Here is a 13,431-nt window from a genome sequence, read left to right as displayed (position 1 = left end):
AAGAAGGGGTGAACTAATGGTGTATACCGTCACATTTTCGGGCAATCTGACCCAAGCGGAATCAGCCCTTATCAAGCGGGGCTCCATGCAGATCGCCGCGTTGCTGGCCGCAAAAATCACTGGCCGCGGGCTCATCATCAACGACGGTGACACCGAATACTCATGGGATTTCATCCTGGTCGATGCCAGCAGTGATGAGCGGCACACCTTTGACGAGAGGCTATTGCGGATGCTGTCCGACTACATCCACGCCGGTTTCCCCGATGCCGTGATCCGCCACATCCAGCACGAGGCACCAAAGCTCAGTAAATAATATTGGTCGCGTGGTGAGTCCCATACTTCCGTCGGAATATCGCTATCGCGGTATGGTCGCATGCCTGTTGAGCATTGAAGCGTTCGATCTATGCGCAGTTGATGTTCCGGTGATGACGGCAACCGATTGACGCGATTACCGGGACAGATTTCGCTGTCCCGGTTCGTGATTTCGGCTTCTTTTTGGGAACCGGGGCAGCCCCCCTTGTAAACGCCCATTATCCGTAATCCCAAAACCCCGGAATTCCACCGATGTACGATGGCGAATATTGCACGGTGGGGTGATAGGTGAATGAAATTTTGTCTTGGTTGCTCAAAAAGGGGCGAAATGGAGAACCGGGACAGCGAAATCTGGCCCGGTCCACACATAAATCGATTGACATCGCTACCGGGACATCGGACACGGACACCGAGTCGCGCAGCGTCGGCGCAACATGGATACTGTACGACTTTCGCGATAAACGTTATATTCTTCGTCGCCTCCGCCGGGCGAGCTCATCGAGTGGCGTTGCCGTCAAAGTGAAATCGAATACGGCACCTCGCAATGCCAACTGCCGCCCGACCCGGTAGGCGAGTTCGGCTTGGGATGGCTCATCGGCCATGTTCGCGGCAGTGGCGATGATGATGATCCAATGATGATGTCGCAACAGTTCGCGCTTGTCGTTGTCTCGCCGCCACTGGTTTTTGTCGGTGCGATGATGATCGCCGTCATATTCGATGGCGACGCGAAATTCGGGCCAAGCGAGATCGAGCGTTATCGGCGCACCGTTGCTGAATGTCGCGCCGGGCACCGTGTAATTTGTCACGGCTGGCGGAAGCCCGTATTTCGTCGTCGCGATGCGGGTCTTTGATTCCATTGGAGAGTCCACGCGGGGCGTAATGAATGCAAGAGCGATCATGCACTTGGATTTTGCGTTGAATTTCGGGAGTTCGGTGACTTGCCGCACGAAGTCCTGATAAATGCCGTCAGCAGTGCGGCCGTTCGCCAGACCCGGCTTGCGGGCGATTGCCGTAAGGATTGCGTCGCCAAGTATGACCAGCGATTCGAGCGATATATGAGTGGCGAGTTGTGCCCAAGTGTGTATCAGATCCAGTGCGTACACATGTTTGTTGATACGCACATTGTGTGCATCGCTCAGCGGCTTCCAGATGTGTGGTGTCGTTGGCGGCACGATGGCACGTATTCGTGTGCGGTGTGAGTCGGAGACGGTATGGAGCTCGGCGGGGTCGATATCGCAATCCTTGGGAAGCGGCACGGATTGCAGTATCAGCGATGTGGTCATGCCGAAGAGCACCGGTTGCCTGAGCTGTAGCGCGGCGTCCGTGCATCGTTTAAGCATTTCCCGCTTACGTTGGGTGAGGGTTTCGCTCATTGCTGGCGACACAGGGCCTGTAATCACAGTTGGCGCGGAACTCACCATACGTGGTGATGAACGTAGCTCAGGATTGATGGTGCGCGGTGTGTGGGGCCGGGTCCAGCCGGACGGTTCGTCGTCGAATACGCCGGGCGGTGGAGTGGGCAATATGTCGTTCATGACGCCACCGTAGCGCAGCGGTCACGTGCTCGCTATGAAAACCGGGGTATGTGGCTCTAGCTTGCGGGAGATGTGGATAACTCTGTGGATAACTAGTTCGGAACAATTAGCGAGGCCGGAACCTACCGGCAATTGGCCGATGATGACGGCACTTTTGCTCAGCTCAGCCGCGATAGTCTCGAATAGGTGCGGCCGGACGTACTCGCATAACGTAATGCCCCTTCTCTCTGAACAGAGAGAAGGGGCATTCAATATATGCTCCCGCCAGCGGAATGTCAGCGGCAGCGGCGGGTGAGGGGCTGCCAGGGGTCGAGCTCGACCGGTTCGGCGGCGAGCAGGGCGCGGGTGGCGTCGTCGAGGTATTCCTTGCGGATGATGAGCTCGGTGACGTAACGGTCGAACCAGGCGTCGGACATGACGTAGTAGCCGTCCTTGCCGGCGTCCTTGCCCCAGCTGTTCTCCACCTTCCAGCGGTTCGGCTTGCCGTCCTCGCCGAGGTTCACGCCGGTGAAGGTCATCGCGTGGTTGCTTGGGCTGTCGCCGTATTCGAGGCCGTGGGCCTTGTCGCCGGTGAATTCGGTGCCGAACAGCTGGTCGACGCGCACCACGGACTGGTCGAAGAAACCGTCCTTGCGCAGCGCGAACTGCGTGCAGTCGCAGGCGAGCCAGATCGGGTGGCCGGCGGTGAGCTGGTCAAGCGCGGCCTTCTTGAACACGTCCAGCGGCACGTTGACGAATTCCATATCGCCAGCCTCGGCCACGTTCGCGCTGAAGCGGATGCGGTAGCGCTGGTTGAACGGGCGGTTCTTGAGCGGGGCGTTGGCCAGCGTCACGAAATCGTTGACGTCCACCGGCACGTACTTCTTGTAGAACTCAAGCGGGGTGATGCCGATCTCGCGAATCTGCGGGCGCTCGTCCTTGCCGGTTTTCGGCTTGTCGGACTTGCAGGCCTTGGCGTCGGATTTGCCCTCGCATTTGCAGGAGTCGCCGCACTTGCAGGATTCGGCCTTGCCGTCTGCGTCGGCCTCGGCCTTGCACTTGCAGGCCTCGCCCTTCTTATCCTCATCATCATCCTTGGTGCGCGCGAAGAAGTCGAACTTCTCCGGCGGCTCGCCAAGCGACACGGCGCAGATGCGGTACACGGTGCCCATGTACTCGTCCTTCAGCGTGCGCAGCTCGTCCTCGCCAGCGCCCGCAACCGAACGGCGGCGCAGCTCGGCTGCGAACTCGCGCAGCTTGGAGTTGAGGTACTGCTTGAAATCATCGGAATTACGGGAGTTCTCGGACTCCGGGTAGGCGCTCTTGGGCACCAGGCCGTACTTGTTCACCAGGGCGGCGAACATTTGCCACCAGCCGCCGTCGTCGGACGGGCCCCAGTTGATGGCTTCGAACAGACGCGAATCGGTCGCCTCGTCGAGCGTGCGCAGCACGTTCTCCAGATAAGTGTTCGACTTCTCCATCGCGTCCCAGAAGAACAGGTAGGTCTCGGAGAACTCGAAATCCTCAAGATTCCAGCGATGCATGAGTTCGTAACGCAGCGTGTTCAGGGAGGCGAACATCCAGCAACGGCCGGAACGCTCCTGATTGGTGATCGAACCCTGCTTGAGTTCGATGGAGAAGTCGCGCGGCAGCGCACGTACGCCGCGATAGTCGGTGGCCGCCTTGAGCACGCCGGCCGAAACCGCCGCGTCCGCCGCGATCAGGTTGGCGCGGTCCTTGTTGAAGTCTTCGGTGTACGTACGCAGAAGTTCGGGTTTGATGGCCCGTGCGCTGGCGTCTGTCGTCATGATGCCCCTGTCTGATGCTGATGATGCTGATGGATATTCTGCTGCCGGCGGCGGGGACTGTCACCATCCGAGTCGGCGGACTACTGACACGGAAGTATAAAGCATGTCCAGCAAAAGCTCGGGAAATACAAAATTAACAAACGGATGCTTATCCAGCGTTTGCCCAATATCCAGTAAGGTTTCTTAACGATTTCCATTACAGAAAAAGGTCAAAGAAGTCAATACCCAGATTCCATATAATGAACTTGATTTGGGTATTTGAGCGGGGGGGGGTATCACTTTTCCAGTTATCTGGGAGGTGATTGGGTGTTCAAGTACATCATCAAACGCATTGTGAACTACGTGATCATGCTGTTCGTGGCAGTATCGATGACGTATTTCCTGGCCAGCGCATTCATGGATCCGCGTTCGAACTACATGTCGCGCAATCCGCATCCGCCGATCGCGTCGATCAACCGGTCGCTCGATCTGGCCAACATCAACGACCAGACGCCGGTCGTCATCCGTTACTTCCGCTGGCTCAAGGGCATCCTCACCCAGTGGAACTGGGGCCTGAGCCCGGACCAGTCGCCGGTGGCGCCGGCCATCGCCTCCCGTATCTCCGCTTCGCTGCAGCTGGTGACGCTCGCCACCGTGCTCTCCATCCTCTTCGGCGTGAGCATCGGCGTGTACACGGCCATCCGCCAGTACAAGTGGCAGGACCGCGTGCTCAACACCACCGCAACGTTCTTCCTGGTGGTTCCGGCCGCCGTTATGGGCCTGATGGTGGTGCTGCTGGCCATCAACTTCAACAATATCGTGGGCAACCGCGTGTTCTTCGTGACCGGCCTGCACTCCTACCAAGGTTCCAACCCGGTGCTCTGGGTGTTTGACTATCTGCAGCACCTGATCCTGCCCACCATCGTGATGACGATTCCGGGCATGGTGGGCTACCACCTCACCCAGCGCACGTACCTGCTCGACACCATGAACGCCGACTACGTGCGCACCGCCCGCGCCAAGGGCCTGACGCTCAACGCGGCCATCCGCCGCCACGCGCTGCGCACCTCGCTGATTCCGACCGCCGTGGACGTGGCCTTCTCCATCGCCGGTGTGTTCACCGGCGCGGTGATCACCGAAAACGTGTTCGCTATCAACGGCTTGGGCATGTACTTCACCCAGACCATCGCCAACAACGACATCAACGGTGCCGTGGCCGTGGCCGCGTTCGGTGGCGTGTGCACGCTGACCGGCGCGCTGCTGGCGGATATCTTCTCCGCCTGGCTTGACCCGCGCATCCGACTGAGCTGAGCCCCGCGCAAAGGACGATCAAACATGATGAACGACAACGAGAACATGGTCTCCGACGCCGTCGCCCAGGATATGGAACTCACCGATCCGCAGGGCAGCGAACCGCAGTCCGCCGACGCCAAGAACGCCCAGGAGGCTTCCAGCAACGACGACTTCCACCGCACCGGCCGCATGCAGCTGTACGTGCGCCGCTTCATGCGCCGCCCCTCGGCCGTGGTGGGTCTGGTGGTGCTGATCCTGCTGATTCTCTTGGCGATTTTCGGCTCGAAATTCTCCCAGTGGAGCTACGACGAGCCCGATTTCGCCGCCCTCGCCTCGCCGCCGTCCGCCCAGCACTGGCTGGGCACCACGGTCGGTGGCTCGGATATGTACGCGATGATTATCCGTGGCCTCGGCCGCTCGCTGACCATCGGTATCTTCAGCTCCATCGGCACCACGATCATCGCCGCCCTGGTGGGCACGGCCGTGGCGTTCTTCGAAGGCTGGTTCGAGAAGGTCGGCATGTGGCTGCTGGATATGCTGCTCGTCGTGCCGTCCTTCCTGCTCATCGCCCTGATCGTCGGCATGGCGGCCGGCGGCAGCGACTGGCTGTGGCTGGCCATCGGCCTGACCGCGTTCGGCTGGGTTGGCTATGCGCGTACGCTGCGCACGCTGACCCTGAGCCTGCGCGACCGCGAATACATCCGCGCGGCGAAGTTCATGGGCGTGCCGTCCTTCACCATCATCGTGCGCCACCTGGTGCCGAACCTGGGTTCGGTGCTGGTCATCAACACCGTGCTCGGCGTGATCGGCGCGGTCAACAGCGAGACCTCGCTGAGCTTCCTGGGCCTGGGCATCAAGGCGCCCGACACCTCGCTCGGTACGCTGCTCAACGCCGGCCAGTCCGTGGTGCAGACCTCGCCGTGGGTGCTGGTCTTCCCGTCCGTGGTGCTGATCGTCCTGACCTTCTCCGTGCAGCTGATCGGCGACGGCCTGCGCGACGCCATTGACCCGTACTCCCGCTCCGGCGGCAAGGCCGAGTGAGAGGGGAGACGGGCATCATGAGCGACGAACGCAACGCAAGCAACGTAACAACCAACACCAACCCCGACACCACAGGAGCGCAAGGCATGGCATCCGAACCGGTGATTTCAGTACGCGACCTCACCGTCAGCTTCGCTTCCGAAGCCGGCACCGTGCGCGCGGTGCGCGGCATGAACTTCGACCTGTACCCCGGCAAGACCCTCGGCATCGTGGGCGAGTCCGGCTCCGGCAAGTCCGTGACCTCCATGGCCATCATGGGCCTGCTGGACAAGAACGCCAGCGTCAAGGGCTCCATCACCTACCACGGCGAGGAATTGCTCAGCAAGTCCGATCTTGAGATGAGCGAGATTCGTGGCAAGGGCATCGCCATGGTCTTCCAGGACCCGCTCTCCGCTCTGACCCCGGTGTTCTCCATCGGCGACCAGATCAAGGAAGCGCTGGTCACCCACAATCCGAAGATGACCGAACAGCAGATTCACGACCGCTCCATCGAGCTCATGAACCTGGTCGGCATCCCGGACCCGGAGGACCGCCTGAAGTCCTTCCCGCACGAGTTCTCCGGCGGCATGCGCCAGCGCGTGATGATCGCCATGGCCATTGCCAACGACCCGGACGTGATCATCGCCGACGAACCGACCACCGCACTGGACGTGACGATCCAGGCCCAGGTGCTCGAAGTGCTGCGCAAGGCCCAGCGTGAAACCGGCGCGGCCGTCATCTTCATCACCCACGATCTGGGCGTGATCGCCGGCGTGGCCGACGACATCGTCGTCATGTACGCCGGCCGCCCGGTCGAGAAGGCGGACGTCGACTCCATCTTCGACCACCCGGCCATGCCGTACACCATGGGCCTGCTGGGTGCCGTGCCGCGTTCCGACCGCGAACGCAACAGCCGTCTGGTGCCGATTCCGGGCTCCCCGATGAACCTGGTCAACATGCCCAAGGGCTGCCCGTTCGCGCCGCGCTGCCCGCTGGCCACCGACATATGCCACACCACCGAGCCGGCCATGGAGCCGGTGCCCGGCCGCCCGGGCCAGTTCGTGGCCTGCCACCGCACCCAGGAGATCGTGGACAAGGGCCTGACCTTCCACGACGTGTACACGGTGGCCGAGGCCGCCAAGTCGAAGTTCGCCGGCATCCCGCGCGACGAACGCAAGATGGTGCTCGACGTCAAGCACATGCGCAAGACCTTCCCGCTGACCGCTGGCGGCTTCCTGCGTCGCAAGATCGGCGAGGTCAAGGCCGTGGACGACGTGACGTTGGACGTGCGCGAAGGCGAGACCGTGGCGCTCGTGGGCGAGTCCGGCTCGGGCAAGTCCACCACGCTCATGGAGATCATGGAGTTCAAGCAGCCGCAGGACGGCGAGATCGAGATGTTCGGCACCAAGCTCGAACACAAGATTCCGCGCGAGAAGCGCCGCGAGCTGCGTTCGGCCGTGCAGTATGTCTTCCAGGACCCGATGAGTTCGCTCGACCCGCGCCTGCCGATCTACGACATCCTGGCTGAGCCGATGAAGGTCCAGCACTACTCCAAAGAGCAGATCCGCGAACGCATCGGTGAACTCATGCGTCTGGTGGAGCTGAACCCCGACCAGGTGGACCGCTTCCCCACGCAGTTCTCCGGCGGTCAGCGCCAGCGCATCGCCATCGCGCGTGCGCTGTCGGTCAACCCGAAGCTCGTGCTGCTCGACGAGCCGGTCTCCGCACTGGACGTGTCCATCCAGGCCGGCGTGATCAACCTGCTTGAGGACCTGCAGAACAAGCTGGGCGTGGCCTACCTGTTCGTGGCCCATAACCTGTCGGTGGTGCGCCATATCTCCAGCCGCGTGGCGGTGATGTACCTGGGCCGCATCGTGGAATCCGGCGACACCGAAGACGTGTTCGAGCACCCGTTGCACCCGTACACCCAGGCGCTCATCAGCGCCGTGCCGGTGCCGGACCCGAAGGCGGAACGCACCCGCCAGCGCATCGTGCTGCAGGGCGAGGTGCCCAGCCCCACCGAGACGTTCGAAGGCTGCCCGTTCATGGGCCGCTGCCCGCTCATGCCCAAGCTGAGCGCCGAACAACAGGCCCGCTGCCGCGGCGAACGCCCGGCGCTGCGGCCGTATGACACTTCCCGACCGAGCGGCCATCAGGTTGCATGCCATTTCGCATGACGGTCGGAACCATATAGAGGAGGAAATAACAATGAACAAGACACGTAAGCTGACCGCGCTCGCCGCGGCCACTGCGGCGCTTGCCATGCTGCTTGCCGGCTGCGGCGCGGGCAATGGCAACGGTTCCAGCAACGCCTCGAGCGCCACCGAACCGCCGGCCGGCATCGATTCGTCGTACGCCGGCGACCTGCCCATGCCGAAGGTCACCGAGCGTTACGACAACCACCAGAGCCGTGACAACGTCAAGGACGGCGGCACGCTGACCCTGTCCATCACCGAAGTCGGCCCGAACTGGAACTACCTGTCTTCCGACGGCAACACCGGCTACATGTCCGAGCTGTGGAGCTGGTACCAGCCCAGCCTGCTCATGACCGACCAGGTCAATGGCTCCCCGATTAAGGTGAACCCGGACTTCCTGACCGACATGAAGCTCGTGAGCAAGGACCCGATGGTCGTGCAGTACGACATCAACCCGAAGGCCAAGTGGAACGACGGCTCCGACATCGACTGGACCGCCTTCAAGGCTACGTGGGAAGCCAACAACGGCTCCAACCCGGACTACAACCCGCCGAGCACCGACGGCTTCGACCGTATCGCCAGCGTTGAGCAGGGCGACAGCCCGAAGCAGGTCAAGGTGACCTACAAGACCCCGTACTACCCGTGGCAGGAAGTCTTCGGCACTCTGGTGAACCCGAAGGCCGCCGACCCGAAGACCTTCACCCAGGGCTGGGTGAAGAACCCGCACAACGAGTGGGCCGCCGGTCCGTACAAGGTCGACTCCTTCTCCGACTCCCAGGTCACCTTCGTGCCGAACGAGAAGTGGTGGGGCAACAAGCCGAAGCTGGACAAGATCGTCTACAAGCAGATGGCCGACACCGCCTCCCTCAACGCCTTCCAGAACGGTGAAATCGACGCCGTGAGCGCCTCCACCAAGGACGACATCAAGGCCATCCGCTCCGTCAAGGACGCCCAGCTGCGCATCGGCTACAGCACCAAGACCCGCGTGCTCCAGTACAACGGCAAGTCCAAGCCGCTCGACGACCTGCAGGTGCGCAAGGCCATCACCCAGGCCTTCGACGTGAACACCTACAACAACGTGCAGTTCCAAGGCCTGAACTGGAAGGCCGAGCAGCCGGGCTCCGAGCTGCTGCTGCCGTTCCAGAAGGGTTACGAGAACAACCTGCCCGCCGAGGCCAAGTACAACGTGGACAACGCCAAGAAGACCCTTGAGGCCGACGGCTACAAGATGGGTAAGGACGGCTACTACGCCAAGGGCGGCAAGACCCTTGAGATCTCCTTCACCTTCTTCGGTGACGACGCCACCCAGCAGGCCCTCGCCAACGCCTACCAGGCGATGATGAAGAAGGCCGGCATCAAGGTCAAGGTCGTGAACGTGGCCGAGTCCAAGTTCTCCGACACCGTGTCTTCCGGCAACTACCAGGTGCTGCCGATGGCTTGGCAGGCTCCGAGCGCCATGACCTTCGTGGTGTCCGCCCCGCAGCTGTACACCTCCGACGGTCCGTCCAACTTCACCTACGTGGGCAACGAAAAGATCGACAAGCTCGTCAAGGTGGCCGGTGGCCTCTCCGACTACGACGAGCAGACCAAGGCCGTCAACGCCGCCGAGAAGGAAGCCCTCAAGCTGTACGGCACCATCCCGGTCTCCAACCCGGCTTCGTACCTCGGTGCGAAGAAGGGCCTGGCCAACTACGGCCCGTCCGGCTTCGCCGGCAACCTGCCGCAGGACATCGGCTGGCAGAAGTGATGACGTCTGATCGGATGTCTATTGACATCTGACTGATGTCTGACTGACATGGCCACCGCGCCGGGAACGGCCGGCCGCACGCATCGACTGCAGGGCTTTCGATGCCGGACGCGGCCTGCGGCAGGTTCCCGGCGGGGTGTGACCGCGGCAGCATATGCCTTACTCTCCTTATTTCTGCATATGATGCTGCGGTTGGGAAGCCTCCCGTTTGCGCGCTTATGCGTCGCGCGCGAACGGGAGGCTTTTGCATACTTGCCGCGATTCCACCCCGGCAACGATTTGTCCACCTTGCTGCCCGCGCGGCTGAAACCGTATCCACCTTCCTCTTCCCGGATTTGTGACGCTGACGGTTGCCGAGCGTCACAAATCCGGGAGATAGTCGCCCTTACTTGTTGTCAGAACTTGGTGAGCCCGGATTTGCGGATATGGTCCTCCCAGCCATCCGGCTTAGGCAGTGTGACCAGTTCCCTCATTGTCACGGCAGGGATCGCGGCCGCCACGATGCACAAGCCCAAAGCCACGGACGTGACTGAGTAACCCCAGTGTTGCATGGCGATGCCGGACAGAAATGTGATCACCGGGGCAGCAATCGTCTCAATCATGCCCATGCCGGCGAATACGCGGCCCATATGCTCCTTGTTGATGAGCAATGATTGGAATCCGTTGATTACCGCATTGCCGGCCGGTAGGGCCAGCAGCGAAATTGCCAGAAACGCCATGCGCGCAAGAATCCACGGAGCCAGCGCTGCGCCGAGCGCGCCGATGCTCATCAGCACGTAGAACGATACGGCGACTATGCCGCCGCGCACATGCTGAACCAGCACGGAAGAGATGAGCGAGCCAACGATGACGCCCACAGACACAGAAACGTTCATGAAACTGGCTGACACCACATGTGATGGGTCGGAGCCGATCGAGAGCACCGTAATCAGCAGGAACGAGTTGAAGCACGCGAACGCCAGCGCGCTCGACAAAATCAGGCGACGTTCGAATCGCTCGCTAAGAAGCCAGCGGAATCCGGAAAACATCTCACGCCAATACTGTGACGCGGATGATATCGTGGTCGTTGCCTGCTCGTCAGCGGCCTGAGTGATGTTGGCCGCATCGCCATTCTCATCGGCCTCATCGTCGGCAAGGGCGCGGCCCTCCGTATTGGTCCGCCCGCCACGATGCCAGTATTTTGTGATCCGCATCGCCGCAGCGGTTTCCAATAGATTCAGCAGCGCGCTGACTGCGAATGGCAGCCATAGACCGCCGCCGATCAATACGCCACCTACTGGTGCGCCGGCGAGTTCGAGGGCGGCATCGCGGCCATCATTGAGGCTTGACGCCTTGGGCAGCAATTGATCGGGAACGATGCCTCGTAGCATCGTGTTGCTCGTGGTTCCTAGGAGGCCTGAGCGTATGCCGAGGCATATCGCAAGTACCATCAGCACCGGGTATATGAGTAATCCCGCCCATCCTAGGGCCGTGCATATGCCGAACAGTGCGAAACCAATCAGGCCGAACGCAATCATAAGTTTTTTGCGGTCGTACTTATCTTGTACCACGCCACCTGGCAGCCGCAATACCGACGATATCATGGTCATGATTGAATCCAGCAGCGTCGCCTGTGCCGGTGAGCCCGTGACGGTCTGCGCGATGAGTGGCATTGCGAAACCTTGGATACTTGATGACAGCGACGTGCATGAATCCGCTACGAACCATTTGCCATAATCCGTGCCGCGCCATAGCGACTCGGTGGTGTTGCTATGTGAATTGTGACCGTTGGGCTGTGTTGAAGATTGGTTGTTGACTGTTCCGATGGAATCAGCCATTGTGATCATCTCCTCGTATTCATCGATGCTTGAGATATTCTATTATGCTCGTCTTCAAGCGCCGCACCGGACTCACCCCCGGCCAATACCGCGACGCCTTTACAACACCGTGTGATTAGGGAAGGTCAGGGTACTAACCCTGGGAAAAGTGCAGTATTCTGCATTATTAACCCTAGGAAAAATGTAATTTTGGACAATCGCAACCCTAGAAAAAATGTAGAATACGCGAATTGCAACCCTAGGAAAAGTGTGTATTGCGGTATGATGGAGCGATAGGACAGTGATTTGTGATGTATGGTCCCATGCGATAGGGAGGGCGGCATGGCGGAGTTCAGGCGAGATATATATACCAGGTTGTCGGCATGGGCTGAAGCGACGGAGCACAAGCCGATAGTGCTGTGCGGCGCGAGACAGGTAGGCAAGACTCATGTGCTTAAGGTGCTGGGTCGGGACAAGTTCGAGTCATTTTCTTATGTCAACTTGTTCGATGGCGGTGCAAAGGCTGCGTTGACAGGTGTGGATTCGGTGCACATGTTGCTTGATTCCATGGAGGCGTTTAATGGGGTTCGCGTTCGGCCCGGCAAGACGCTGCTGTGCATCGACGAGATACAGGAAATCCCTGATTTACTGACTCTGTTGAAAGCGCTCCATGAGGAAATGCCGGATCTCCATGTCGCTGTAGCGGGCTCCTATCTGGGCATGGCTCAGCACGAAGACCTGTCATTCCCGGTTGGCAGTGTCACCTCCATCGATATGTATCCGATGACGTTTGTGGAGTTCTTGGAAGCGGTCGGTGATGGAGTGATAGCCGAACGCATCCGGAACCAGCGTATTGAGACACTTGGGGGATTTGCGGAACGTTTAGAGCGAAGGGTTCGTCAGTACTGTTTTGTTGGCGGCATGCCCGAAGTCGTTGAGACATTTGTAGAAGATGGCTATCAGCATGCGCGTGCCGTGCAGAAAGAATTGTTATCCAATTACGACATGGACTTTTCCAAACACCCCAGAACCGGTGTGGATAGTGAGAAAATGCGTTTGGTGTTTTCTTCGATTCCGTCCCATCTGGCGCGTGAGAATCATAAATTTATTTTTGGCCACATCGCTCGTGGCGCTCGGGCGGCGCAATATGAATCCGCGATTCAGCAGATTGTCGATTCTGGTCTTGCATTGCGGGTGTATCGCGTCGAAAAACCTGTGGCACCATTGCCGTCATACCGTGATGATTCCGCGTTCAAACTGTATCTCCATGATGTTGGGCTGCTGGCAGCGGCCCTGGATCTGACTCCCGCAAGCGTGGTCCTTGGTGATGGCGGGCTGACCGAATTCCGTGGTGCGTTAACGGAACAGTATGTTTGCCAGCAATTAGTGGCCGCCGGCATCACACCGATGTACTGGTCGAATGCGAACAGTACGGGAGAAGTTGATTTTGTCTTTGCAGGTAATGGCGCAATCATTCCGCTGGAGGCCAAAGCTGGTACCGAGCGTCATAAGCGTAGCTTGAAGTGGCTGTGCGACAAATACGGGATTTGCGGTTACCGTACGTCGATGCGGAATTACAAGGAGCAGGATTGGCTGACCAATGTCCCACTGTGGATAGTCGGGAGCTACTTCCGCCCGTGGTTGGCGAGTGATTATGAGCCGGATGGCGGAGCTGATTTAGGGCCGCTACCGAATACTGATGATGAAGGATGACTGCAGCCGCGAGATATGGTTCGGCCGGTTGCTGACTTGGGATATGGTCCGCAA

General features: G+C 60.0%; 9 protein-coding genes. 6 read left to right on the top strand and 3 right to left on the bottom strand.

Annotated elements, in window-relative coordinates; translation table 11 throughout:
• Nucleotides 1-16: 16 nt before the first annotated feature.
• Nucleotides 17-313, top strand: a complete 297-nt coding sequence (locus BLIJ_RS12525; protein WP_012578646.1) for a hypothetical protein — start codon at nucleotides 17-19, stop codon at nucleotides 311-313.
• Nucleotides 314-776: 463 nt separating this feature from the next.
• Here BLIJ_RS12525 and BLIJ_RS12520 read toward each other — a convergent pair whose 3' ends face one another.
• Together BLIJ_RS12520 and BLIJ_RS12515 are read right to left on the bottom strand one after the other, a co-directional pair.
• On the bottom strand, nucleotides 777-1,847 hold the full coding sequence (locus tag BLIJ_RS12520; protein ID WP_012578645.1) for a putative endonuclease domain-containing protein: 1,071 nt from the start codon (nucleotides 1,845-1,847) through the stop codon (nucleotides 777-779).
• A 275-nt stretch (nucleotides 1,848-2,122) separates the two neighbouring features.
• Nucleotides 2,123-3,634 (bottom strand): C1 family peptidase, encoded by a 1,512-nt coding sequence (locus tag BLIJ_RS12515; RefSeq protein ID WP_012578644.1) that lies wholly within the window; start codon nucleotides 3,632-3,634, stop codon nucleotides 2,123-2,125.
• Nucleotides 3,635-3,940: 306 nt separating this feature from the next.
• On the opposite strand from BLIJ_RS12515, the gene BLIJ_RS12510 reads away from it, so the two are divergent.
• The 4 genes from BLIJ_RS12510 to BLIJ_RS12495 all read left to right on the top strand — a co-directional run bounded on the left by BLIJ_RS12510 (nucleotide 3,941) and on the right by BLIJ_RS12495 (nucleotide 9,868).
• Complete coding sequence (locus tag BLIJ_RS12510) at nucleotides 3,941-4,924, top strand: ABC transporter permease (RefSeq protein ID WP_012578643.1); 984 nt, start codon at nucleotides 3,941-3,943, stop codon at nucleotides 4,922-4,924.
• Between the two features lie 72 nt (nucleotides 4,925-4,996).
• Nucleotides 4,997-5,947 (top strand): ABC transporter permease, encoded by a 951-nt coding sequence (locus BLIJ_RS12505; protein WP_032743855.1) that lies wholly within the window; start codon nucleotides 4,997-4,999, stop codon nucleotides 5,945-5,947.
• 86 nt (nucleotides 5,948-6,033) lie between these two features.
• The gene (locus BLIJ_RS12500; RefSeq protein WP_167315863.1) at nucleotides 6,034-8,103 is read left to right on the top strand and encodes a dipeptide ABC transporter ATP-binding protein; all 2,070 of its coding nucleotides are present in this window, start codon (nucleotides 6,034-6,036) and stop codon (nucleotides 8,101-8,103) included.
• A gap of 31 nt (nucleotides 8,104-8,134) precedes the next feature.
• Entirely contained in the window at nucleotides 8,135-9,868 is a 1,734-nt protein-coding gene (locus BLIJ_RS12495) for an ABC transporter family substrate-binding protein (RefSeq protein ID WP_012578640.1), read from the top strand.
• A 395-nt stretch (nucleotides 9,869-10,263) separates the two neighbouring features.
• On the opposite strand, the gene BLIJ_RS12485 is transcribed toward BLIJ_RS12495, so the two are convergent.
• Complete coding sequence (locus BLIJ_RS12485) at nucleotides 10,264-11,685, bottom strand: MFS transporter (protein WP_012578639.1); 1,422 nt, start codon at nucleotides 11,683-11,685, stop codon at nucleotides 10,264-10,266.
• 321 nt (nucleotides 11,686-12,006) lie between these two features.
• On the opposite strand from BLIJ_RS12485, the gene BLIJ_RS12480 reads away from it, so the two are divergent.
• Nucleotides 12,007-13,377 (top strand): ATP-binding protein, encoded by a 1,371-nt coding sequence (locus tag BLIJ_RS12480; RefSeq protein WP_012578638.1) that lies wholly within the window; start codon nucleotides 12,007-12,009, stop codon nucleotides 13,375-13,377.
• The last annotated feature ends 54 nt before the right edge of the window (nucleotides 13,378-13,431 follow it).

Source organism: Bifidobacterium longum subsp. infantis ATCC 15697 = JCM 1222 = DSM 20088 (assembly GCF_000269965.1).
Taxonomy (GTDB): domain Bacteria; phylum Actinomycetota; class Actinomycetes; order Actinomycetales; family Bifidobacteriaceae; genus Bifidobacterium; species Bifidobacterium infantis.
This window is presented reverse-complemented; position numbering and strand designations above follow the sequence as displayed.